Annotated in this window: 24 protein-coding genes; 17 read left to right on the top strand and 7 right to left on the bottom strand. The window is 68.6% G+C overall.

Features of this window, described 5'->3' with window-relative positions:
* From VGJ14_11855 to VGJ14_11800, 12 genes are all read left to right on the top strand, one after another.
* Positions 1-427, top strand: a 427-nt coding sequence (locus tag VGJ14_11855) for a hypothetical protein (GenBank protein ID HEY2833111.1), incomplete at its 5' end; no start/stop codon positions are given.
* Positions 428-563: 136 nt separating this feature from the next.
* Positions 564-1,541 carry a branched-chain amino acid ABC transporter permease gene (locus tag VGJ14_11850; GenBank protein HEY2833110.1) on the top strand — a complete coding sequence of 326 codons (978 nt, stop codon included), beginning with the start codon at positions 564-566 and terminating at the stop codon, positions 1,539-1,541.
* A 57-nt stretch (positions 1,542-1,598) separates the two neighbouring features.
* Positions 1,599-2,849 (top strand): branched-chain amino acid ABC transporter permease, encoded by a 1,251-nt coding sequence (locus tag VGJ14_11845; protein HEY2833109.1) that lies wholly within the window; start codon positions 1,599-1,601, stop codon positions 2,847-2,849.
* Positions 2,846-3,874, top strand: coding sequence for an ABC transporter ATP-binding protein (locus VGJ14_11840; GenBank protein ID HEY2833108.1), 1,029 nt, complete (start codon positions 2,846-2,848; stop codon positions 3,872-3,874). Before VGJ14_11845 ends, VGJ14_11840 begins: the two co-directional genes overlap by 4 nt.
* Positions 3,867-4,610 (top strand): ABC transporter ATP-binding protein, encoded by a 744-nt coding sequence (locus VGJ14_11835; protein ID HEY2833107.1) that lies wholly within the window; start codon positions 3,867-3,869, stop codon positions 4,608-4,610. The genes VGJ14_11840 and VGJ14_11835 overlap by 8 nt, the downstream gene beginning before the upstream one ends.
* A gap of 154 nt (positions 4,611-4,764) precedes the next feature.
* Positions 4,765-5,775 carry an ABC transporter ATP-binding protein gene (locus VGJ14_11830; protein ID HEY2833106.1) on the top strand — a complete coding sequence of 337 codons (1,011 nt, stop codon included), beginning with the start codon at positions 4,765-4,767 and terminating at the stop codon, positions 5,773-5,775.
* A gap of 7 nt (positions 5,776-5,782) precedes the next feature.
* Positions 5,783-7,831 carry a Gldg family protein gene (locus tag VGJ14_11825; GenBank protein ID HEY2833105.1) on the top strand — a complete coding sequence of 683 codons (2,049 nt, stop codon included), beginning with the start codon at positions 5,783-5,785 and terminating at the stop codon, positions 7,829-7,831.
* Positions 7,828-8,661: a hypothetical protein gene (locus VGJ14_11820; GenBank protein HEY2833104.1), complete on the top strand. Its 834-nt coding sequence runs from the start codon at positions 7,828-7,830 to the stop codon at positions 8,659-8,661. The genes VGJ14_11825 and VGJ14_11820 overlap by 4 nt, the downstream gene beginning before the upstream one ends.
* Positions 8,662-8,672: 11 nt before the next feature.
* Positions 8,673-9,653, top strand: a complete 981-nt coding sequence (locus tag VGJ14_11815) for a peptidylprolyl isomerase (protein ID HEY2833103.1) — start codon at positions 8,673-8,675, stop codon at positions 9,651-9,653.
* Position 9,654: 1 nt separating this feature from the next.
* Positions 9,655-10,914, top strand: coding sequence for a hypothetical protein (locus VGJ14_11810; GenBank protein ID HEY2833102.1), 1,260 nt, complete (start codon positions 9,655-9,657; stop codon positions 10,912-10,914).
* 3 nt (positions 10,915-10,917) lie between these two features.
* The gene (locus tag VGJ14_11805; GenBank protein HEY2833101.1) at positions 10,918-11,538 is read left to right on the top strand and encodes a hypothetical protein; all 621 of its coding nucleotides are present in this window, start codon (positions 10,918-10,920) and stop codon (positions 11,536-11,538) included.
* Positions 11,539-11,582: 44 nt separating this feature from the next.
* Positions 11,583-12,245 (top strand): response regulator transcription factor, encoded by a 663-nt coding sequence (locus tag VGJ14_11800; protein HEY2833100.1) that lies wholly within the window; start codon positions 11,583-11,585, stop codon positions 12,243-12,245.
* Here VGJ14_11800 and VGJ14_11795 read toward each other — a convergent pair.
* Genes VGJ14_11795 through VGJ14_11785 form a run of 3 tightly spaced genes read right to left on the bottom strand, consistent with a single transcriptional unit; the run spans position 12,242 to position 15,405 of the window.
* Positions 12,242-12,652: a PaaI family thioesterase gene (locus VGJ14_11795; protein HEY2833099.1), complete on the bottom strand. Its 411-nt coding sequence runs from the start codon at positions 12,650-12,652 to the stop codon at positions 12,242-12,244. The genes VGJ14_11800 and VGJ14_11795 overlap by 4 nt on opposite strands.
* The gene (locus VGJ14_11790; protein HEY2833098.1) at positions 12,649-13,920 is read right to left on the bottom strand and encodes a hypothetical protein; all 1,272 of its coding nucleotides are present in this window, start codon (positions 13,918-13,920) and stop codon (positions 12,649-12,651) included. Before VGJ14_11790 ends, VGJ14_11795 begins: the two co-directional genes overlap by 4 nt.
* 39 nt (positions 13,921-13,959) lie before the next feature.
* The gene (locus VGJ14_11785; GenBank protein ID HEY2833097.1) at positions 13,960-15,405 is read right to left on the bottom strand and encodes a DUF3352 domain-containing protein; all 1,446 of its coding nucleotides are present in this window, start codon (positions 15,403-15,405) and stop codon (positions 13,960-13,962) included.
* Between the two features lie 165 nt (positions 15,406-15,570).
* Between VGJ14_11785 and VGJ14_11780 the strand changes: the two genes are divergently transcribed.
* Both VGJ14_11780 and VGJ14_11775 read left to right on the top strand, forming a co-directional pair.
* On the top strand, positions 15,571-16,101 hold the full coding sequence (locus tag VGJ14_11780; GenBank protein ID HEY2833096.1) for a CGNR zinc finger domain-containing protein: 531 nt from the start codon (positions 15,571-15,573) through the stop codon (positions 16,099-16,101).
* Between the two features lie 44 nt (positions 16,102-16,145).
* A complete protein-coding gene (locus tag VGJ14_11775; GenBank protein ID HEY2833095.1) occupies positions 16,146-17,066 on the top strand; it encodes a pyridoxamine 5'-phosphate oxidase family protein in 921 nt (306 codons plus the stop codon).
* A 7-nt stretch (positions 17,067-17,073) separates the two neighbouring features.
* Here VGJ14_11775 and VGJ14_11770 read toward each other — a convergent pair whose 3' ends face one another.
* From VGJ14_11770 to VGJ14_11760, 3 genes are all read right to left on the bottom strand, one after another.
* Complete coding sequence (locus tag VGJ14_11770; GenBank protein ID HEY2833094.1) at positions 17,074-17,526, bottom strand: NAD(P)H-dependent oxidoreductase; 453 nt, start codon at positions 17,524-17,526, stop codon at positions 17,074-17,076.
* A 61-nt stretch (positions 17,527-17,587) separates the two neighbouring features.
* Positions 17,588-19,552 carry a hypothetical protein gene (locus VGJ14_11765; protein ID HEY2833093.1) on the bottom strand — a complete coding sequence of 655 codons (1,965 nt, stop codon included), beginning with the start codon at positions 19,550-19,552 and terminating at the stop codon, positions 17,588-17,590.
* A complete protein-coding gene (locus tag VGJ14_11760; GenBank protein ID HEY2833092.1) occupies positions 19,549-19,707 on the bottom strand; it encodes a hypothetical protein in 159 nt (52 codons plus the stop codon). The genes VGJ14_11765 and VGJ14_11760 overlap by 4 nt, the downstream gene beginning before the upstream one ends.
* 85 nt (positions 19,708-19,792) lie before the next feature.
* On the opposite strand from VGJ14_11760, the gene VGJ14_11755 reads away from it, so the two are divergent.
* From VGJ14_11755 to VGJ14_11745, 3 genes are all read left to right on the top strand, one after another.
* A complete protein-coding gene (locus VGJ14_11755; protein ID HEY2833091.1) occupies positions 19,793-20,404 on the top strand; it encodes a TetR/AcrR family transcriptional regulator in 612 nt (203 codons plus the stop codon).
* 74 nt (positions 20,405-20,478) lie between these two features.
* Entirely contained in the window at positions 20,479-21,402 is a 924-nt protein-coding gene (locus tag VGJ14_11750) for an oxygenase MpaB family protein (protein HEY2833090.1), read from the top strand.
* A 46-nt stretch (positions 21,403-21,448) separates the two neighbouring features.
* Complete coding sequence (locus VGJ14_11745; GenBank protein ID HEY2833089.1) at positions 21,449-23,137, top strand: AMP-binding protein; 1,689 nt, start codon at positions 21,449-21,451, stop codon at positions 23,135-23,137.
* On the opposite strand, the gene VGJ14_11740 is transcribed toward VGJ14_11745, so the two are convergent.
* The coding region (locus tag VGJ14_11740; GenBank protein HEY2833088.1) for an SGNH/GDSL hydrolase family protein at positions 23,104-23,562 on the bottom strand (459 nt) is incomplete at its 5' end. The genes VGJ14_11745 and VGJ14_11740 overlap by 34 nt on opposite strands.

Below are 23,562 nucleotides of genomic sequence, written 5' to 3'. Positions count from 1 at the left end.
GGGGCCGCAGCCGCCGGCCCCGGCCGGGCGGGTGCTGCTACGCGCGGCGCGCGAGGGTCTGGCCAATGTGAGCAAGCACGCGGACGCCGCCCACGCGCTGGTGGTGCTGCGCCGAGGTCCCCGCTGGTGGACCGTGGAGGTACACGACGACGGCACGGGCGACCCCGCTGCGCTGCGCGCGAGCATGGCCCAGCGACGCTCGTTCGGCCTGGACAGCCTGTTGGCCAACGCCGAGCGGGTGGACGGCCGGCTGAGCGTGCTCTGCTCCCCGGAGCTGGGCGGGGTCCTGCTCACGGTCTGCGTGCCGGTGCTCGGTGAGCCATCGCACGTTGTGGCTATCCCCGCCCGGCGGGCGCTGGAAATAGCCAAAACCGCCATGGTCCGGGGCCCCGTCCCGAGGTCTAAACTGTCCCGGACTGTCCCGTAACCGTCCTGTTCGGGTTTCGTTGGTCCCGGAGAAGGCCCCACAAGTACTGTGCCTTCCTCGGCCATGCCACGTTTCCGAACGAGGCACTATTTACGGCCGTCCTCGTCGGCGGCAGGGAAGGCAGCGGCGACGCGCCATGGATTCGCTGATAGCTCTCTCCTTCAATCAGCACACGTTCGGACCGTCGATCGTCAACGGGGTCACCACCTCGGGCCTGTACGGCCTGATCGCGGTTTCGTTGGTGCTCAGCTACCGGATCAGCCGAACCATCGCCTTCGTGCACGGCGGCATCGTGCTGGCCGGTACCTTGCTGTTCTGGTACCTGTGCTCGCCGAACCTGAACACCGGTGAGGATCTGTTGGCCGGGTCCGGCACGTCGACCAACCGGCCGGAGTTGCCACGCATCCCGGTGATCATCGGGTTGATGCTTGCCGGAGCGGCCGTCGCGGCGCTGTACGGCTACCTGGTCACCAGCACGAAGCTGGCGCTGTACCCACGGGTGACGCTGACCAACTTCGCACTGGGCATGATGCTGCTGTTGGTCGGCATCATCTTCCGCTACAACAAGGCCTCCGGTGAGCCCGCGCCGCCGCTGCCCGGCGGTCAGCACAAATTCCATGTCTTCATCCAAGTTGTGACGATGCACGAAGTGATGACGCTGATCCTGTTGGCGGTCATCGTGGTCGCGTTCACGGCGTTGCTGCAGGCCACTCGGTTCGGCATCTTCGTGCGCGCGGTGGCCGACAACGTCGAGGCCAGCAAGCTGGTCGGCGTCCCGATCGGTCAGGTCGGCACCACGGTCTACGCGATGTCCGGTGCGATCTCCGCGCTCGGCGGCATCTTGCTCGGCAACTACGTCGGCACCGACACCAACAGCATCCTGTTCATCTTCCTGCGCGCGCTGATCGTGTGCGTGCTCGGTGCCTTCTCCAGCATCCCGCTGGCGCTGGCGGGCGCGGTCACCCTGGCGATCCTCGACTCGATGTTGAAGTCCGACGTGTTCGGGTCTGTCGACGTCGGTTACCGCGAGCTCATCGTGGTGTTCATCTTGTTCTCGGTGGTCATCCTGGTGGACCGCTTCGGCAAGAAGGGTTCTTCCGTCCTCGCCCACTAGGGCCTCGCTGCACCCACACATGCGCCTGGCCCGAAGCCACGCAGGGAATGGATTGAGATGGCAACAGAGGTAACGAAGAAACCCGGAGCAGGATCCGGTGACTCCGGTTCCTCGACCGGTGCGTCCGGTCACGGCGGCGGGCCAATCGCCAAGCTCGAGGTGCCGCCGCGGTACACGGGGCTGCACGGCCTGCTGGGTGTGCACCCGGTGCTGCTCCTGATCGTCGCGATCGGCCTGGTCTATCCGATGATCGCGAACGAATACTGGACGTTCAACCTGACGGTGGGCCTGGTGCTGGCCATCGCCTGCCTCGGCCTGCTGGTGGTGGTCGGGTGGGGCCGGGAAATCTCACTGGCCCAAGCGGGTCTGGTCGGTTCCTCGGTGTACATCACCGGCTATATGGCTCGCGGTGACAAACCGGGCGAGGACGGCCCCGGCTTCCCCTTCCCGGTCGCGGCGGCCATCGGCATCGCGTTCGTGGTCGCGGTTTCCACGATCGTGGCGCTGATCTCGATGCGTCTGTCCGGCGTCTACGTCGTCGTGCTGACGCTGTCGCTGCAGTTTCTGCTGGAGAACTCGCTGTTCACCAAGGAGAAGCTGACCGGTGGTCTGTCCGCGCCGAGCACCCCGCGGCCGAACTTCTTCGGGCTGAGCATGCAGTCGACCACCCGGATGTACTACTACATCCTGGCGGTGTTGCTCGTCTCCATGTCGTTGCTGTACCGCTATCGGCGCTCGCGGTTCGGTCGTTCGCTGATCATGGTCGGCGTCGACAAGGTCTCGGCCGCCGCGGTGGGTGTCTCACCCTGGATGTACAAGGTGGCGGCGTTCGCCATCGCGGGCACCATGGCCGGTATCGCCGGCGCGCTGTCCGCGCCGCTGTACGGCAACCCGCCCGGCATCAACCAGTACTTCTCGTTCAACTCGCTGTTCTACGTCTCGGTGCCGATCCTCGCGGGCTTCGAGTCGATCATGGCGACGGTGGGCGTGGCGATCTTCTTCCAGTTGATCCCGCAGGTGCTGCTGAGTCTGAAGATCAACCCGCAGTTGCTCGGTGGTATCGGCCTGACCATCGGTGTGCTCGCCGGTCCGCGTGGTTTGGGCGGCTTGCTCATCGACCTGTTCGATTCCCGGGCTCGAGCGAAGCGACGTGCGGCCAAGGCGAACATCGCCAAGAGTCGGGCCAGGGCCGGCGGCGGTGGAGGTGGTGGCGGGTCGAGTGGCGGCCGGCCGGCCGCGCCGGCGAAGCCCAAGGATTCGCAGCTGGGTGCCAAGGCTCCGGCCTCGGCGGGATCGGAGAAGAAGTGACTGCCACGACGGCCGCGGATCACACGGGCCACATCGTCTCCGAGGCGGGGATCGACCCCGAACGCGATCTCGCGCTCGCGGTCCTCGAGGAGTTCTTGCCACCACACCGCGGTGACCAGGGCAACGCCCTGGTCGGCACGGGCTTGTCCATCGCCTTCGGTGGTGTCAAGGCCCTGCAGAACGTCACCATTACCGCCCCGTCAAAAACCTTCGTCGGGCTGCTCGGCCCGAACGGCGCCGGCAAGTCGACCTGCTTCGACGTGCTCAACGGTCTGAAGACCCCGGACTCGGGTCAGATCACCATGTTCGGCAAGGACGTCACGAAGATGCGTCCGTGGGACCGGGCCAAGCTCGGCATGGGCCGCACCTTCCAGGCCAACCGGCTCAACCACGACCTGACGGTCGGGGAGAACCTGTTGTCCGCGGCGCACCTGGCCATCAAGGGCAACCCGATCAGCGCCATCCTTGGTTTCCCCGGCCCGGCCAAGTCCGAGGCCCGCGCCGAACAGGCCGCGTACGCGATGTGCGTGCTGCTGGGCATCAAGGAGCACTGGCACGACCGGGTGTCCGACCTGGACTTCGGTCGCCAGCGACGCATCGAGATCGGCCGTTCGCTGATGTGTGGCCCGGCCATCGTCCTGCTCGACGAGCCGGCCGCGGGTCTGGACGCGGAGGACGCGCACGCCTTGTTCGCCCTGCTGCGTCAACTGCAGCGGGACCTGGGTCTGACGATCATCCTCGTCGAGCACTACGTGAAGGCCGTGCTCGAGAACGCTGACCTGGTGTATGTGCTCAACCAGGGTCAGCTGCTCGCCTCCGGGACCCCGGCCGAGGTGGCCGCCGATCCGGTGGTGCGCTCGGAGTACCTCGGGTCGGTGCTCGACCTGGACACAACGACCGACATCACACAGGCGGAAACCCTGGCCGAGGAGGCTGACGAGGTTCTCGCCGAGCTGGAGGAGACCGAGGCCGAGGCCCCGGCCGAGGAGCCCGCGGCGGCGCAGGGGAGCGACGAGAATGCTTGAGCTCAAGAAGGTGAGCGCCGGCTACGGCCGGCTCCCGGTGCTGTTCGACATCGACCTGACCGTCGAGCAGGGCCAGATGGTGTCGGTGCTCGGTTCCAACGGTGCGGGCAAGTCCACGCTGCTCAAGACGATCCTCGGCGCCATCCCGCCGACCCGCGGCGAGATCATCTTCCGGCGCAACCGCATCTCCAGCACGCCCGCGCACAAGCGGGTGGGTATGGGCATCGCGCTGTCGCCCGAGGGTCGGCAGATCTTCCCGACGCTGACGGTGCGGGAGAACTTGGTCACCGGCGCGTACGGGGTCAACGGCGCCAAGATGAAGGAGCAGTTCGAGCGCGTCTTCGAGCTGTTCCCGCGGCTCAAGGAACGGCAGAACCAGGCGGGCGGTTCGCTGTCCGGTGGTGAGCAGCAGATGCTGGCGGTCAGTCGGGCGCTCATGTCGCGTCCGCGACTGCTGCTGGTGGACGAGCTCTCGTTGGGCCTGGCCCCGGTCATCGCCGAGCGGCTCTACGCCGCGCTGCGCGCGCTGTGCGACGAGGGGCTGTCCGTGGTTATGGTCGAGCAGTTCCACCTGGTTGCGGTGGGCTTCTCCGACAAGCAGATGGTCATGGAAAAGGGCCGCTTCGTGCGGGTCACCGAGGAGAAGACCACGATGGCCCAGCTGAAGTCAGAGCACACCACGCACAAGGTGGCGCCGAAGGACAGCGAAACTGCCGAGCAGGCTGAGCAGGCCTGATTCGTCGTTACCGGTCGAGGGCACCGGGACCCCGCAGAGGGGCCCGGTGCCCTCGTCGTGCTACAGGTACACAGGTCCGACACAGGTTGGGCATCGGTATCGCACATGATCTTTATCTAATGTCCGTTTTGTCCGTCCCGAGGAGACCCACCTGATGAGCACCACCGCGGTCAGCCCACCCGGCACGTCCGCGTCGACCCAGAAGCCGTTGCTCACCGTGTCGAACCTGACGCGCCGTTACGGGTCCCGGGTGGCGGTCAACGAGGTCTCCTTCAGCCTCGGCGCCGGCATCACCGGTCTGCTCGGTCCGAACGGCGCCGGCAAGTCCAGCCTGATGACCTGCCTGGCGGGCATCGCCGGCTGGGATTCCGGTTCCATCCGGGTGGGCGACGCCGATGTGGCCCGACACCCGGCGATGGCCCGCAAGCTCATCGGCTTCATGCCGGAGCGGGTGAACTTCCCCAATGAGATGCGCGTCGAGGAATACCTGATGTTCGCCGCGGCGGCCAAGAAGATCCCGCGGGCCGACCGGGCCAGTGCGGTGGAGCTGGCCTTGAAGCGGACCGGGACGATCTCGATGCGCAGCCGCATCGTGGGCAACCTGTCCAAGGGCTACCGGCAGCGGGTGGGCATGGGCCAGGCGCTGATGGGAGACCCGTTGGTCACCATTCTGGACGAGCCGATGTCCGGCCTGGACCCGCTGAACATCCTGGATATGCGCGGCATGCTCCAGGAGTACGCGAAGACCCGGGCGCTGATCGTGTCCACTCACCTGCTGGCCGACGCGCGGCTGATGTGTTCCAAGGTGCTGGTCATGTCGCTGGGCTCGTTGGTCTATGCCGGGGTGCCCTCGGAGATGGCGGAGGGTGCCGGCCACAAGATCCGCATGCGGCTGCGGCTGCACGCCCATGTCGACCCGCAGGACTCCGACCTGGTTCCCGGTGCCGCGCTGCTTCACCTGGAATCCGACGAGCGCGGCGTGACGGCGGTCGTGGAGTGCGGGGATGACCGCGTGGTTGCCGATCTGGTGCGCGCGTGGTCGGCACGCTGGCCGCTGACCGCCGCGGAGTCCACGGCGGACAGCCTGGAGGAGGCCTTCCGGGACGCGGTGATGGGGACGGTGGACGCGCGCGAGGACGTGGCCAGCGACAGCGAGGAGAAGTAGGTACACCGTGGTCACGTTGTTGAGGCGGGAACTGAGCTCGCTGTCGCTATGGGCGGGTACCTACGCCATCGCGTTCGGTTTCATCATCATTTCCGGCGTCTTCTTCATCAACCTGGTCAGCACCAACAACTCCGCCGACCTGGCGTCCTACTTCGCGAACATCGTCAACCTTTTCGGGCTGATCTGCCCGGTGCTGGCGGCCCGGGCCTTGGCCGAGGAACGCGCCAGTGGTGCGCTGCTGGTGACCCTGGCCTGGCCGGTGCCGCGCTGGGCGTTGATCCTGTCCAAGTTCGTCGCGAACACGCTGTTCACCTGGCTGCTGGCGTCGATCTCCTGGATCTACTACGCCCAGCTCAATTCCTACGCCGAACCGGACCGGGCCCGGGCCTTCGGGGGTTGGCTCGGCGTCTTGTTGGTCGTGATGCTGTTCAACGCGATCAGCTTGGCGGTGTGCTCGCGGACCGCCACCTCGGCCAGCGGTGCCTTCCTCAGCTTCGTCGTGCTGTTGTTCTTCCTGGTCGAGCACTTCCTGCCGGAGAGCTTCCGCCACCACCTCGACCAGTTCGCTCCGTTCGACCATCTGGACCCGATGCTGCGCGGGATCATCTATTACTCCGACGTGCTGTATTTCGTGGTGCTGTCGCTGGCCGGTCTGGGCATGGCGTTGTACGCGATCAGCCGTCGTCGGGCCGGCACCGACCGGCAGGTGATTGTCCGTCGGGTGCTGGCGGTGGTCGCCGTGGTGTTCGTTTTCCTGGCCACGCCGGGCATCGCTGATGCCGCTGACGGCCAGATCGACCTGACGCCGCAGAAGCGGGAGACGGTGTCCGATGCGACCAAGGAGGTCATCAAGAAGGTCGGCAACGTGCCGATCACCCTCACCGCCTTCACCGCCGACATCAGCCAGGGTGCGGCCCGGGTGCGTTCCACGGTGCGCGAGTACGCTGCCGCCGGGGCGAACATCAAGGGCGTCATCATCGACCCGGACATCTCCCCGGCGCAGGCCGCCGGGTCCGGCATCACCGACTACGACACCTACCTGCTCCAGGTCGGGGACAAGAAGCAGGAGATCGACGACCTGGTGGAGTCGACGGTCACCTCCGGCATCTCGCTGCTGGGACAGAAGAACCCGCCGGTGGCCTGCTTCGTGCAGGGGCACGGCGAGCGGCAATTCGGCGACCCCGGTGCGGAGGGCCTGACCTCGTTCGCCGCCCGGTTGCGGATCGCCGGGTACTCCCCGGCCCGGTTGTTTCTGGCCGGCAAGGGTGCGCAGGACCTGCTGCACCAGTGCAAGGTCGTGGTGATGATGGGGCCGCGCACCACGTTGCTGCCGGAAGAGATCACGCTGCTGCAGAACTATGCCGAGCAGAAGGGCCGGCTGATTCTCGCCGCGGACTCGGTTCGCGGGGACATCCCGCAACTCAACTCGTTGATCCAGCCGTGGGGTCTGCAGTTGTCGTCGCACGCGATCCAGGACCCGCAGTCGCTGGCCGATGACCCGAACGCGATCGTCTCCTCCCGATACCCGACCGCCTCGCCGATCGTGGACGTGCTCGACCACGACAACACCCCGGTGATCTTCGCGAACACCCTGTCCATCGGCGAGAGCGCGGCCGCCAGCGCCGAGGGCGCCGGGCAGATCACCCACCTGGTCTCGTCCAGCCCGAAGAGCTACCAGGTGGACGCGGCAGGCAAGAAGATCAAAAAGTCCGAGGGCGAGTACACGCTGGCGGCGCTGACCAACGCGACCGAACTGACCGGTGCCGGCACCCAAGCGGTGCTGGCCAGTACCCGCATCGCCGTGCTCGGCAGCGCCGCCGTCGCCTCGAATGAGTATCAGAAGGCGTTCGGCGATCAGGAGTTCTTCATCCGATTGCTGCAGTACGTGGCGCAGGACGACCAGATCGTCTCGGCCTATCGTGACGTCGGTGCCAACGCGCAGTTCAATATCACCGGCCCGCAACGTCGCACGCTGATCCGCAAGTGTGTGGTGTTCCCGGGCCTGGCGGCCCTGGTCTTCATTCCGTTCGTGCTTTGGAGGTTGAAGCGCGGATGACCGGACGAGTAATCAAGCCAGGGGCCCGGCGTGTCGCCGCGCTCTGCCTCGGCGCGGGCCTGGCCACGGGCGGCCTGTCCGGCTGCGGCGGCGGATCGAAACCGCCGAACATCGCGGCGATCGACGTTACGCCCGCGGCCGTGCACACGGTCACGTTCACGGCGCAGAACCGCACGGCCACCATCACCCAGGACGACGGATTGTGGACGCCGGGTGCGGGGGCGACCGTACAAGCGGCCACCATGCTCACCACCACGGCCGACCGGTTGTTTCCGCTGAACGCCTACCGGATCATGGCCAACGCCAACAACAGCGATCCCGCGTACGGCCTGACCGCCCCCAACGCCGTGTCGGACTGTGGCCCGGTGTGTTCGGTGGCGGCGAGCGACAACAAGGGCCACACGTGGAAACTGACGGTGGGTAAGCCATCGTTCAACGGGGCCGGGTTCTACGCCCGGGTGGACGGTGACCCCAAGCTCTACCTCATCACCCAGACCGCCGTCGCGGACATCATCTCCGAGGCCACCGGTCAGGACTTCCAGTTCCCGGAGAGCCCCAAGTACAAGCAGGTGGACGCCGCGCTGAACGCCGTCGGCGAACAGGACAAGACCGACTACGACCCGTACCTGGTGCAGGTGCTGGCCGCGCAGAAGATGAACAAGCCGCAGCCGGACGGACGCACACCGCAGCAGGTACTCCTCGACGCGGCGGCCTCCACCAAGAACCAGGCCGGTGCCAAGAACCAGAAGCAGGTCACCACCGTCCCCGGCCCGAACGCGGGGGCCACCCCGCAGGAGTACGGGCAGGATCAGCGAGGGGCGAAGAAATGAGGCAGCGAGCCATGCGGCGTGGACTGCGGGCAATGGGCCTGGCCGGTGCCCTCGCACTGACCCTGGCCCTCTCCGGGTGCGGGCTGTTCGGCAGCTCCGGCGTGCCGCAGATCGCGGCCACCGTGCAGGGTGTGCCGATCACCTCCAAGACCGTGCAGGAGCTCTACGAGAAGTTCGCGAACTCCAGCCAGGGGCAGTCGGATATGGACCCGACCCAACAGCAGGGCCTGGTCGTCTCCCCGAAGCAGATTCGGCAGACCGCGCTGACCTATCAGATCCGCGTGGTGTTCCTGGAGGCGCTGGCCAAGCAGAGGGGCATCACCCAGCAGGACACCGACGCGCAACGGGAGATCGCCAACGAGCTCGCCCAGGCCCCCAGCCTGCAGGCCGGTGGGTTTCAGGCCTCGGACCTGGAGGTCGCCCAGCGGGCCGAGTTGCTGTCCAAGGCGATCGCGGCGAAGTTGCTGCCGGACGTGATCGTGAATCCGCAGGAGATCCAGGACGCCTACGACCAACGGCAGGACCTCGTCGCGGCGAGTTTCCGGTCGAAGACCGATATTGCGTTCATGGACGACCAGGACTCGGCCACCCAGTTGATCACTCGGTTGAAGAAGGGGGAGGACTTCTTCTCGATCACCAAGGACCTCGGGAGCAAGGCCCTGCAGGCCCAGGAGGTGGACGTCACCCCCCTCTCGCCCGTTCAGAAAGATTTCATCGACACTGTGCGAGGGCTGAAGCAGGGGGAGACCTCGAAAGCATTGCCTTATCAGGTTGATGACGGCAGCGTGTATATCGTCTTACACGTGGAAAAGCGGGAGGATCTGCCCAAGCTCACGTTGGCCCAGGCGACGGACGAGCTGACGAAGATCGTCCAGAACGACAAGCGATACGCGTTCTTCCAGCGGTGGTTCGACTTGCAGTACCGAGAGGCGGACATCCGGGTGAACAAGTACTACGGCAAGTGGAACAAGTCGTTCCTGGCGGTGAATTGAGATGACCCCGGACTCCGCCCAGCCCCGCACCGGATCGGTGCGGGGCTGGAGCCTCGTTGCGGCGGTGTTCGCGCTGCTGCTGACGGGGAGTCTGCTGGCCGCCCCGTCCGCCTCTGCCGCGACCGGGCCCGACCCCTACGACCCGAAGAACATCAAGGTCAGCATCAAGCGGGCCAACCTCGACCACGCCGTGTCGCCGAACTACATCACGATGGACATCATCGTGGTGAACGCCGACGGAACCCCGCCGACCGCCAACTACGGCGTCTTCCTGACCTTCAATCAGCCCGGCAAGGACCCCACCGACAACCCGGCGAACTGCCAGCAGGAGCACTACAACTCCCCGGACATACCGCTCGGCGTGTATCGGTGCACCGGGATCATCAGCGCGCCCGGCAAGTGGGAGTTCCACGGCACGGTGAACAAGCCCGCCGTCCAGCTGCAGACGGTGCTCAAAGAGGTCGCCGTCACGCTCAACATCACCGACGCGGTCAAGCTGCGGTGCGAGTCCTGCGGCCTGCAGTACATCGTGAAGGGCAAGACCTTCGAGGTGTTCCTGCTGCAGTTTCACGTCGTGATGGCAGGTCTGTGGTTGTTGCTCGCGGGCGCTATGGCGTTCCTGGCAATTCCACGGTTGCGCCGCACGATGTCGGTGCTGACGCTGCACACCTTGGAGGTACGTCGAGGTTTCCTGACCTCGCTGATGTGGGCCGCGTTCGCCGGTACGTTGGGCACCGGGCTCTTTTTACTGGGCACGCAGACCGCGTACAAGGCGCCGTATTCCACCAACGCGTTCTCCCACCAGAAATGGGAGGCGGTTACCCGGCTGCCGTATGCCAGGGATTACTTCCTGGTGCTCTACGGCAAGATCTCCATCTTCCTGATGATGGCGGCGTTCAGCGTGATCCTCATGATGGAGGCGGCGCGGCAGGCGCAAGTAACCCAGGATGCCGACGACCTCGACCGCGACGATGACGACGACATGTGGTCCCGCAGCGTCCACTTCGACGAGGAGGGCCACATCCAGCACGACGACGTGGTCGTGGCCGGCGGCGCGGGCGGCTCGGTGGCCACCGCCCCGGTGCAGGCCCGTCGACGCACTACCGGTGCGGTGGGCATCAGTCCACGCACGCTGTGGGTGGCCGCAGGTGTGCTCTTGGCGGGCACCGCGTCGATCGGGGTGTGTGTGACCCTGTTGAAGTATTTGCACGAACTGATCGAGTCCACCGTGGCCGCCACGGTGCTCGGCGGAGGAGGCTGACGTATGACCAGGACGCATGCGATAGCAGGGCGATCAGTGGTCGCGCTGCTCGTCGGCATGCTGGCGCTGATCGCCGGAATCGGCCCGGGCACCACGCCGGCGTCGGCGCACAGCGCGGGCAAGGCCGTCGTCCTGGTGCGCGACTTCACCCTGGCGCCGGCTGCCGGCAGTAAGTGGCAGGCCACCGTGGCCATCGCGGACTTCGACTCGGGCGCGCCGCTGCAGGGCACCTCGGTGACCATCGGCATCGGCAACCCGGCGACGAAGTTCGTCCTGCTGAGCCCGACCTCGCTGATCGGGGAATACCAGGCAGTGGTGGGCAAGGCCGCGCCCGGTCCGGCGAACTTCGAACTGCGGGTGCGGACCGTGCCCGGTTCGCCGCCGGTGCAGCCGTACGACCACACCTATCCGGTGACGCTCGTCGCGGGTACACCGGCGCATGTAGTGGCCGGCGCCGGTGGCGGCGGGGGCGGCGGCAGCAGCCTGCCGATGATCCTCACGGTGGCTGCCGTGGTGTTGGTCGGCGCCGTGCTTTACGGACTTTTCTCGGTCCGACGGCGCACCGCGGTGCCCCCGGCAACGAAGAGTTCAGGGGGGCCGGTCCGGTCCGCCGCGGTGAAGTGAGGTAGGCCCTTTCCTCGCCGGCAACTAATTGCCATCCTCGGCGGGTGACGGTCGGCATGGAAACGGATCCGCAGATTCCCGCGGAGGCGGGCGCGGTCTCGGTCGTGTTGATCGACGACCACGAGGTCGTTCTCGAGGGGCTCACCCGCACGCTGGAGCGGGACGGCATGACCGTGGCCGGCGCGTTTGCCGACGGCGACTCCGCGATGGTCTTCCTGCGCGAACATCCGGTCGACCTGGTGGTGGTTGACCTGCGGCTGCAGAACCGCTCTGGGTTGGCCGTGGTGGACGCCGTGCACCGGATGTGCCCCGACACCCGGATCGCGGTGCTGACCGGTTTCATCGACCGCGCCGCGGCCTCCGCGGCGGTGCATGCCGGCGCCGGTGGATTCCTGCTCAAGGACACCCCGGTGGACGAACTCGCGCGCCGACTGCGCGGGGTGGCCACCGGCACGCTGATCATCGACGCGCGGGTGGCCGGGGCGGTTCTGCGCCCGGAGCAACGGCTGCTGTCCGTACAGGAATTGTCGATCCTGGAGCTGGTTGCCGAGGGGTTGACCAACCGGGAGATCGGCGCCCGCCTGCACCTGAGCCACTATACGGTGAAGGACTATCTGACCCGCATCATGCGCAAGCTCGGCACCCGCTCGCGGGCGGAAACCGTGGCCCGCGCGGTGCACCAGGGGCTGTTGGCCGGCGGTCCCTAACTCGCGAAGTTGTGCAACCGGACCTGGCCGCGGGCCAGCGGCTTCCCCTGTGCGTCGGCGACCAGCACCAGCCAGAGTTGTTGCGTGCGGCCACGGTGGATCGGGGTCGCGGTGGCCACCACTCGGCCGCCGGTGAACGAGCGCAGGAAGTCCGTGTTGTTGTTCACCCCGGCCACCCGCCCGCCGCCCGGCTGGGTGATCAGCCAGAGATAACCGCCGATGCTGGCCGCGGTTTCCACCAGCGTGCAATGAATGCCGCCGTGCAGGATGCCGTGGGCCTGCAGGTGCTCCGGACCGACCTCCATCGAGATCGTCGCTTCCTCGCCACTGGCCGACTCGATGACGATGCCGAGTACTTTCAGCAGTCCGACATTGGCCGCGTCGGCCAGACCCGATGGCTCGCTCATGGGCTCAGCGTAGGCGGCGTGGGCAGCGCGCGATCGCGCGCGGTCAGCGCGAGCAGCACGATCGCGTCGGTCCAGGCCAACGGCGCCACCGAGGCGGGTTGGCCGCGGTCGGTGACCTTCTCCGGGAACTCACCGATCACCGTGCGGTGCGCGACCAACCAGCCGTACCACCGGTCGAAGCCGGGCCCGGTCGCGTCGGCCAGGGCGAACAGCGCGGTGGCCGGGGTCCAGGCCACGCCGCCCACCCGCGGAAGGTTGCCTGGCCGCAGCCCACCCGAGGGCATCAGCAGGGCCCGTTCGGTCCGGGCGAGCGCCACCTGGAGTCGGCCGTCGTCGGACGGCCCGGCCAGTGGGGTGGACAGGAACGCCACGGCACTGTCCGGTGCCGCGCCGCGGTGGGCGTAGCGGCGGTAGCCGGTGGCGCCGAACTCCTCGACGATCGCCGCGTCCAGTCGCTTCGCGGCGACGGCCCACCGGCCGGCCGCGGAATCACCGCGGGCCGCGGCCAGATCAGCGGCCGCCCGCAACCCGAGGAGCAACGGCGCGGCGGTGCCCAGGGTCGGCCGGCGCTCCGGGGACTCCCAGTAGTCCGCCGAGGCAGCGGGCAGTCCGTCCGCGCGCAGCGCGTCCGCGGCCGCATCCGCGGCGGCGTGCACCATCGGCCACAGGGTGTCCAGGTCCGCCGCGGAACCGCCGGAACGCCACCACATCCACACCGCCCACGGCACCCAACCGACCGCGTCCAACTGGGTGGCCCGGCCGTCCCGCACCGGGGCACCTGACGGGTAGTAACGCGCTGCGGTCCAGGCCCCGTCGCTGCCCTGGACGCGAGCCAGGAACTGCAGTACGGACAGCGCGGTGTCCCCGCGCCCACACACCGCCAACGCCGCAACCACCCAACTCGCATCGCGCGGCCAGACCAGGTCCCACGGACCGAACGGGGCGGCCACCGTGGCGCCGTTGGGGGCGGTCAACAAACCGAGGTCGAGCAGTGCCCGACCGGCGACGGCGCGTTCGGCGGCGGTGCGGCCGGGCAGGCGCGCGCCGGCCAGCCAGGCCTGCTGTGCCGCGGCGTCGGCGGGTTTGTCGTCGACCACCGTCACCGCCGGGCCCAACGTCAGCCGGGCACCACCGGGCACGCCGGTGACCCCGGCGGACAGCAAGGCGGGATGACGGGCGGCGTGCGGGTCCGGCCGTGCGGCCACGCAGCACAACGCGGCCGCTGCCCCGAGCGCAAGGGCGCGGGTCGGCACGCTCCGTGGTCGCATTCGGCCACGGTACGGCCTCCGGTGATTACTGATGCAGCGTCAGTCGACGGTGAGCCGCAACCGGAACTGTGGGCTATCGCCGCCGGAACTGCTCAGGCCGACGGCTTGCACGTGCTCCAGGCCCTTGGCGTCGGCCGGGGCGATCACGCCCTGCGCGATGAGTCCGACGATGTTCGCGTAGGCGACCAGGCCGGCTCCGCCGGCGTCCGGCACCGCGGATTTGAATGCCGCGATGTCGGCCAGCGGGTGTCCGGTGCCGGCCGCCGCCTTCACCTCGTTGGGGTTGTTGCCGATCACGAAGCCGTCCGCGGTGCGCCGCAGCTTGGCGAACTTGTCGCCGACCATGGCGGTGAGCAGGCCGAGGATCGAGGTCACCTGCTTGGCGTTGCCACCGCTGGTGCGCAACGTGACATCCGGGGTCTTGGCGTGCATCGGACCCAGCGCAACCGCGGTCTCCTTGCCGAAGATGGCGCCGAGCAGGCCGCTGACGTTCAGCCCGTAGCGCTTGTCCAGGCCCTTGACCGCGGCGCCCACGGCGGGTTCGGCGCCGAGCAGGCTGCTGATCCGGCTGCTTGCGGCGCCGACGTCGGTCACCGAGATCGCGGCCAGACTGTCCGCGGGCATGGCCCCGGCCAGGTCGTGCCCGGCACTGTGCGCGACGCCGCCGCCCTTCGCGCCGAGTGTGCGACCGACCAGCTCCAGGTAGCTGGAGTCGGCGTGCAGGCCGACGACGATGCGGCCACTGCTCGGCACGGCCTTTGCGGCCAACGCGCTGTGCAGCAGATCCGCACCCGTGCCGGTGGCGGCGTGCGCGATGGTGGCCAATTCCGCGGCGCTGAGCCCGGCCGCATCGGCCCAGCCCAGCGCAAGTTGGTCACCGCCCAGCGTGGCGATGTCGGAGCGATAGCTGTCCTGCGCGCTCATGGCGTGCGCGTCGTCCGTGGCCAGCACTGCGGAGGCCTGCTCGGGCTGTTCGGCCACCACCACGTAGCCGTCCCGGGTGGCCCAGCTGATGTGCCGAGAGTTGTCGAGCTTCTGCAACGCTGCGGTCATCGCGGTGAGGTCGGTGTACTGCAGCGCGAAGGCGAGTTCGGGGTTCGCACCCTTCCTCGGGGCGGGGTACACCGCGATCGCCGCTCGATCGCCCAGCCACGGCTTGACGTCGGTGGCGTAAGACAGCGGGGTGCCGCGCAGCAGGGCGTTGACCACGGACTCGGAGAGCACCGTGTCCTTGCTGCTCGCGTTGAACGCCTCCGGGAACTTCTGGCTCAGCTGCCAGACCGCGAGCTTCTGACCGAGTGAGGGGTCCAGGTCCACCTTGGCCAGCGCGACGGCGCCCGAGCGCAGCACGTCCTCGGGTTGGGTGCCGCCACCGGACAGTTGCCGGCTCAGCGCGTACGCGCCACCCGCGGCGACCACAGCGACGGCGAGCGCACCGCTGAGCAAGCCAACCTGCCAACGGTTGCGGCCGCGGTACTCCTCCATGCGCGCAGTGTGCGTGTGCAGGTCTGATCACCGTCACGCTTCGCCGCCGCGCTGTACGAACGGTGCCGGAGTCGGACCGTTCGGCTGAGCGGCTATCCGCTCGGCTCCGAACGTCGGAAGTCGGAACTAACTTGTCGATCCGTATCTTCTGGTTAGACTGGTGCCATGAGAACCGTGCGTCCACTGGCCGGCGAGCCGTTGGCGATGGACCTGCTGAACACCGTGTGGACGGCCTCCCGCGGACCCGTCGACGCACTCGCCGACCCGGCCGACCTGCGAACCTGGCTGGACCTGGAGGGCATCGACAGCGGGGCGACCGAACCGGTGCAGGCGGCGCTGCTGCGCGCCCGGGCGGCCATCCGTGCGCACGCGGAGGCGTCGCATTCGGGATCCGCGCGTGCTGCGCTCAATGAGGTGCTGCGGTGGGGATTCCGCCGTCAGGCGGTGACCGCCGACGGTGTGCAGACCGAGCAGACGGTGGAGGATCCGGCGCGCTGGGCGGCCTGGCTGGCCGCCACCAACTACGTCGATCTGCTGGCCCGCGACCCGGACCGCGTCCGGCAGTGCGCGCACCAGGCCTGCGTGCTCTGGTTCTACGACGGCAGCACCCGTGGTGGGCGGCGGTGGTGCTCCATGACCGGCTGCGGCAACCGCGCGAAGGCTGCCCGGCACTACGCCCGCACCCGGACAATCTAACTGCTACAGTTATGTTAACAGGTTAGTGCAGAATGGGAGCAGTCATGGCCACCACCGCCGCACCGGGTTACCACCCCGGCGAACTGCTCGTTCAGCAGCGGGCCGGGGTCGTCGAGGACGCCGCGCGCCTGACGGGCATGTTGCGGCCCGCCCACTTCGACGGTGGCCCCGCCAGGTGGTTGACCGAGCGCACGTTCGCGGTGCTCACCGCCCGCGGCGCCGACGGCCGGCTGTGGACGGTGCCGCTGCTCGGGGCGCCCGGCTTCCTGCGGGCGGCCGGGGCGACGCTGCAGGTGGCGGCACTGCCGGACCCCCGCGGGCCGCTGGGCCGGCCGGCGGTCGGCGGTCCGGTCGGGCTGATCGTGGTGGAGTTTGCCGCGGCGCGTCGGTTCCGAATCAACGGCACCGTGGCCGGGATCGACGCGCACGGCCTGGTCATTGACGCCGATCAGGCCTACGGCAATTGCCCGTCCTACATCCAACGTCGCGGCGTGGAGATTGCCCTCGGTGCCGGCGCCACGTCCGACGCCGGTTCCGCCGGCAGCGCGCTCACTGCGGACCAGCGGAGCCTGATTTCCGCCGCCGACACGTTCTTCCTCGGCACGTTGCACCGGCAGCGGGGTGCGGACACCTCGCACAAGGGCGGCCACGCCGGCTTCGTGCGCGTCGAGACCGACGATTTGTGGTGGCCGGACTATGCGGGCAACAACATGTTCAACAGCCTCGGCAACCTGGTCGACAACCCCGAGGCGTCGCTGCTGTTCCTCGACTTCGCGGGCGGGCGTGCGTTGTACCTGTCCGGGACCGCGCAGCTGGAGTGGAGCGCGCCGGGCGCGCCGGGGGACGATGGCGACACCGGTCGCCGGGTGCGGATGCGCCCGGAACGGGTGGTGCAACTCGACCTCGGCCTGCGCGGTGGGCCCCCGCAGCCGTCGCCGGCCAACCCCGAGCTACGGTCGAGCTGACGGGTCGTCAGGCCATCAGGCCGGCGGCCAGTGTGCCGCCGAGTTCCCAACAGGTCTCCAGATCGGCCTTGGTCGGCGCGCCGGTGATCGCCACGGTGGCCGCGGCCTTAACCCAACCCAGGCCGCCCGCAATGGACTCCACCGCATTGACCGCGCCGTCCACGCCGAGGTTGCCGTGCACCCACACGCCGTACGGCAGATTCCGGGTGTCGTCCAGCACCGGGTAATAGATCTGGTCGAAGAAATGCTTGAGCGCCCCGGACATGTAGCCGATGTTGGCGGGGGTACCGAGCAGGATCCCGTCGGCCTCCAGCACGTCCGGGGCGGTGGCCGCGAGCGCCGCGCGGCGCACCACCTCGACCCCGGTGATCTCCGGGTCGGTGGCGCCGCGCAGCACCGCGTCGAACAGTTCGGCCATCGCCGGGGACGGGGTGTGGTGCACGATCAGCAACCGGGCCATGCCCCCATCCAACCCCTAACGTCCGACGCTCACGGCGTTAGAACGCCGTGAGCGTCGGACGTTACGGGGAGGTGGTGGGGTGGGGGGTGAGGCGGATCTCGGTGCGCCCGCCGAGGTCGACGCTCAGCGTTGCCTGACCGGTGGCATCGGCAACCAGGGTGGCGGAGTGTGCCCCGTGCACGGCGTAGTGGCCGTGCGGCACCAGGCGGTCGATGCCCAGGGTGGTGCGCACCGGGCCGGCGCCGGGGCGCAGCACCAGGTTCAGGCCGGCGCCGTCGGTGACCGCGCGGGCAACCAACACCTCCGGGTAGGCGGCGCTGTTCAGTCGCGGACCGCGTTGCCAGGCGTCGGGAACCCCGTATGCGACCAGGTCGCGCAGACCGCCGTGCCGCCCGAACCGGCCAAGCAGTCCGTAGGCGTTGCAGAACAGGGATGCGTCCGTGTAGCGCCGGGCGCCGTCCTTTTCCTGGCAGGGCTCCCGCTCGGCCAGGGTGCGCTCGGCGGCGCGGGCGTATTCCTCGTCGCCGACCTCGCGGGCGGCCATCAGCGCGCTGACCTGAGCGAAGGTGTCCCGGCCCAATTTGTAGTTGCCGGGGTCCAGGCGGTTGGCCGTGCCGCGCGGGAACTGCAACTGCCCGTCGCGGATGGTCAGCGCCTGCTCGCGCAGCAACCACCAGGTGCGTTGCGCGATCTCGGGCAGACCGGCGTGCATGAAGTACGCGGTGGGCGTCTGGATGGCCTCGCCCGCCCAGAGGTTCCAGGTCAGGCCGAGGTGCTCGCTGCGCATACCGACGATGCGACCGTCGGGGCGGGTGAACTCCGCGTCCATGGACGCGCGCAGTCGCGGCGCGGACTCGGCGGCATACCTGGTGCCGTGCAGCCGGTCGTGGCTCAGCTGGGTGTTCAGCCCGAAGGTGTTGCAGATGCTGTAGATCCAGTTCGGCTCGCACGGGAACAGCGCGAAATCCGAGCCGAGCACGTTGCGGTGGCACCGGCCGGCGATGGTGGTGAAGTCGTGGCGGTACTCGCGGTCGCCGTCGCGGAAGGTCAACGCGCCGGGGGAGGAGTAGCGGGTGTCGTTGAGGGTCGCGTACATGCCGATGGCCACACCCCAGAACCCGGTGAGCATGACGTTCTCGTCGGTGTCGATCGGGTCGGCGTTGCGGTCGAGATTGCCCCAGGTGTTCTCCAGGCCCCAGTAGCGCCACACCGGGGGCTGGAGCATCTTCTCGATGAGGTTGCGCTGCGCCTCGGCGTGATAGCCGGCGAACGCGGGGGTGCGGGTGAACTGGGCCATGGAAAGCGCGTAGCCGAGGCTGGTGAGCTGGTAGCGCAGTGCGGCCTCGCGGAACTGATCCAGCTTCAGAAAGCCCTGGAACTCATCGATCGGCTGCAGTGCGAGGTCCAGCGCGTAGCGCAGGTGGGCCAGGTCCTCGGGGCTGCTCTCGGCCACCGGCAGGCCGGCGGCCGGCGCGGGCGGGCCGACGATGAGGAACTGCTCATCGGCGAGGCGCTCATTGAGCCGCGCGCCCGCTGCGCTGGTGCGGCGGTGCCGACTGACGTGCCAGGCCAGGCCCGCGGCCACCGCCAACGGGACCACGGCGGCGATGAACGCGATCCGGCCGGCACCGGGCCGGTGCTCCGCGACCAGCGCCCCGGCGGCGATGGTCGCCGCCCACACCAGTGGCGGCAGCACGATCGGGCCCATCGCCCACCAAAAGAACACCGACAGCAGCAGGCCCACGGCGGCCAGCACGGCATAGACCGGATGACCGGCGTAGAGCAGCGAGCCGCCCGGCAGTTGCAGACCCGCACCGGCCGCGCGCCAGGCAGTGGGCACCGGCAGCAGGGTGAGCGCCAGCCCGATCGCCCAGAAAGCAGCCATCACCAGGCCGGTCCGGCGTAACCGCGCGCCGGTGACCGGGCCGAACAATCCGGCCGGGCGCGGGATGAGCACGGTGACCCGCCGGTTGGTGGTCCGGCCGGTGATCCCGGACGGGGCCGTGGCCAGGGTGGGCGCGGTCATGCGTGCACCGCCGGGCTGTGCTCGGGGGCGGGCGCCGGGCGGTGCGCGGCCGGCGCGAAATCCTGCGGCACCTTGCGTCGCGGACGGGGCAGCAGCGCGGTCCAGGCGCCGCGCACGACGGCGATGAGCATGGCGAGGGCGATGCAGCAGGCCACGAGAACCTCCGGGTCGGGTGATTCCCCTATCCAAATAGTTGATACGGTTGTGTGTCAAGAACGATGTCGTGTCAGAATGGTGACCATGACCACCACGGTGCGTCCCTATCGGGGCGTGAGCGCGAAGGATCGGGTTGCCGATCGCCGAGCCGCCCTGATCGATGCCTGTCTGGACCTGGTCGGCGAGCACGGCCCGGTACCGATCACCGTCGAGGCCATCTGCCAGCGCGCGGGGCTGACCAAGCGGTACTTCTACGAGAGCTTCCGCGATCGGGACGCGGCGCTGTTCGAGATCCTCGACGGCCTGCTGCAGACCATCGAGGGGGGTGTGCTCACCGCGGTGCGCGACGCGGCCCCGGTGGACCGCTCCCGCATCATGGTCGAGCTCATTGTCACCAGCCTGCAAGAGGATCCCCGCAAGGCACGGCTTTACGCCGAAGCCAATGCGGTGGAGGCACTGCGGGTGCATCGCGAGCAGGCCATGGAGCGCTATGTGGTGCTGTTGCGCGAGGTCGTGCTGCCCTTCGCCAACCACAGCGACGAAACCCGATTGGCCCGCGACGTCATTTCCCGGGTCATCGTGCACGGCTCCACGGCCACCATCGCCGCCTGGCTGGCGGACGGATTCGTCGCCTCGCGGACGGACCTGGTGGACGGCATCATCGCGGGTGGGGTAGCGGCGGCCGGCGCCGTCTGACCCAAGGACATTATTGACACGCTAACGTTTCAAATGGTTGACTTCAGACCTCCCCGTTCCCGATGGAGGCGACCATGGGACCCCGCGGATTACGAGCCCGGCGGCAGGTATTACGCGAGTTGGACCGGCTGGACCCGGAGACCGACTTTCACCGGATGACCCAGCTCGTGCTCGGCCGGATCTTCTGCGACGGGTTCTTCCACCAGGCGCTGTTCACCGTTGCCTACTGGCGGCAGACCTCGGTGGAGACGATCGCCCCGGTGTTGGTGCGCCGCGGCTACGGCAACACCCTCACCGAGACGCGCAAGCGCAACGATGACTCCCTGTTGTTCTTCGGCCTGATCTACCGCGATGGGCCCTGCTCGGCGCAGGGGAAGCGCACCATCGCTCGGCTGACGGAGATCCACAAGACCTTCGACATCCCGATGGACGACTACCGCTACACGATCGCCTCCCTGTGCTTCGAGCCGATGCGGCTGCCCGAGGTAATGGGTGTGCGCGGCCTGACCGAGCGCGAGAACCGGGCACTGTTCCTGTTCTGGCGCGCGGTGGGACGGCAGTGGGGCGTGGACATCCCGGAGGAGCAGGAGGAGTTCCGCGCCTGGTTCTACGCCTACGAACGACGCACCTACCGGCGCACCGAGGACGGCATCGCGATCGCCCGGGCCATGGAGAAGGCGTTCCTGGACCGCTGGGCGCCCGGCGTGCTGCGCCCGCTCGGGGCGCAACTGCTGCGCGCGATGGCCACCGACGACCTGCTACAGGCCGTGGACCTGCCCCCGGCGCCCCCGGTGATGAAGCGGCTCAGCTCGCTGGCGGTGGCGGCCTATCTGCGCGGCCGGCGCCTCATCCCCGGCCCCGTTCGGGAGGACCTGCTGATGACCCCGTGGACGGCGGAGTACGGGACCATCCCGGACTCCTCGGTGGTCGGCCCGAAGTGGGCCAAGGAGATCCAGGCCCCCGATGCGGAGATGGCGTCCGCCTGCCCGTTCGGCTGAGGCTGCCCCTTGTGGCATCGGTGACCTAGCTGGTGAGGTCTCCTGCATGGCGGAACAGTTCATCGACGTCGTCAACCTGCGGGGGCGGCGCGCGGTCAACCGGTACGAGCGCGTCTCGATCGGGGACGTGCTGGAACGGATGACCTGGGCGCAGCCGGACAAGCTTGCGATCATCGGCTGGCCCGGTGCCTACGCCGACCAGCGGTTCGCCTCGCTCACCTACCGGCAGGCCGATGAGGCTGCCAACCAGGTGGCGAATGCACTGGCCGCCCGCGGCTTCTCCCCCGGTGACCGGGTCATGCTGGTGTGCGAGAACTCGATCGAGGGCTACCTGGCCAAGCTCGGGATCGCGAAGGCTGGGATGGTGGCGATGCCGCTGAACCCGAACCTGGCCGCTGACGTGGTCGAGCACCTGATCGGGATAGCCGAGCCCCGCGGCGCGATCGTCGACGCCGAGTGTTGGCCCCGATTCTCCGCGGTGCTCACCCGGACCGGCTTGCCCCTCCTCGCCACCATCGCCATCGGCGGGGACGTCGTCGCGGGCAGCGTCTCGTTCTCCGAGTTCATCGCCGGCGCGGCCACCACCGAGCCGGACGTGGAGATCCACGGCGACGACATCTGGCAGCTGCTGTTCACCTCGGGCACCACCGCGATGCCCAAGGGCGTGATGCTCTCCCACCACTCCAGCCACTACGCGGCGATGGGCTTCGCGCTCTCGCTGACCCGCGGGCTCCGGCTGGAGTGCGACCTGGTGTCCGCCACGTTCCTGCCGATCCTCTACCACGTCGGCGACACGCCCTTCACCTACTCGGTCTTCCTCTCCGGTGGGACGTTGGTGATCGGCCGTGGAGTGGACCCGGTGCAGATTGCGGCGTGCCTGGCGACCCACCGCGTCACCGCGCTGTGGGGCGGGTCGCCGCAACTGGTGACCGCGCTGAGCAACCACCTCGACGCAACGAACCCCGACGTGTCGTCGCTGAAGGTGCTCGTCTATGGCTGGGGTGCCATCCCGCCGGCCACCCTGGCCTCGCTCGAGCGGCACGCCGGCGAGGGCTTCACCCTGACCGGCATCTTCGGGCAGACCGAGACCATCGCCTGCCACCGCTTCTGGCCCGCGAAGTGGCCCGAGGTCTACCAGCGCACGGCGCCGGCGCTGAACTACGTCGGCATCCCGAGCCCGATTCTCGCCTCGGACGTCGTCGACGTCGATGGCACCTCGGTGCTGGGCAAGCCCGGCATGCCCGGCGAGGCGGTCTACCGCGGCCCCACGGTCGCGTCGGGGTACTACCTCAACCCGGAGGCCTCGGACGAGGCGTTCCGCGACGGCTGGTTCCACTCCGGCGACAGCTGCATGGTCGACGAGGACGACCTGCGGATCATGGTCGACCGGTTCAAGGACATCGTGAAGTCCGGCGGGGAGAACGTGTCCAGCATCCGGGTCGAGGCGGTGCTCTACGGGCACCCGGCCGTGGCTCGGGTCGCCGTGATCGGGCTGCCGCACGACCGTTGGGGTGAGGCGGTGACCGCGGTGGTGGTGGCCAAGCCGGACGCCGAGGTGTCGACGGAGGAGCTGATCGCGCACTGCCGGGAGCGTCTGGCCGGGTTCGAGACCCCGAAGGGCGTGGCCTTCATCGACGCGCTGCCGGACACCGTCGGCGGAAAGGTGCTCAAGTACAAGCTCCGGGAGCGCTTCGCCGATTTCTACGACGGGGAAGCGAGCGATACGGCGGGGTGACCGGCACTCGCGTCTGCTGCCGGCAGGCCCATTGCCCGGAAGTCGGCGGTGAGGTGCTCGGCTATGTATCGGTAGCCGTCTGCCGTTGGATGCACATGGTCGGGCCCCGCCTGCCCACCGGATACCGAATACCCCGCCCAGCCTCGGCTGAACGGATCCTCGATGGTGGCGTGGTTGCGAACGGCCGCAGCGGTGAGCCATGGCGTGAGTTTGCTGGGGGTAGTGCTCGTCACGAAGTAGGGGATGATGTCGACGATGGTGGCTTTCGGCCAAGCCGCCCGCACGGCTGCGAAGTAGTTGTCGATCGCCTGATGGGTGGCGTCGCTCGGAGGGTCGTTGCGTCCGGCATCGATGATGATGACGTCGGGGGAGAAGTGTTGTCGATCGTTGCTGAAACGTTCCGCAAGCGGGCCGAAGCACATGCA

It is taken from the genome of Sporichthyaceae bacterium (assembly GCA_036493475.1).
GTDB lineage: Bacteria > Actinomycetota > Actinomycetes > Sporichthyales > Sporichthyaceae > DASQPJ01.
The sequence above is the reverse complement of the archived record's forward strand: the minus strand, read 5'-3'. Positions and strand labels throughout refer to the sequence as shown.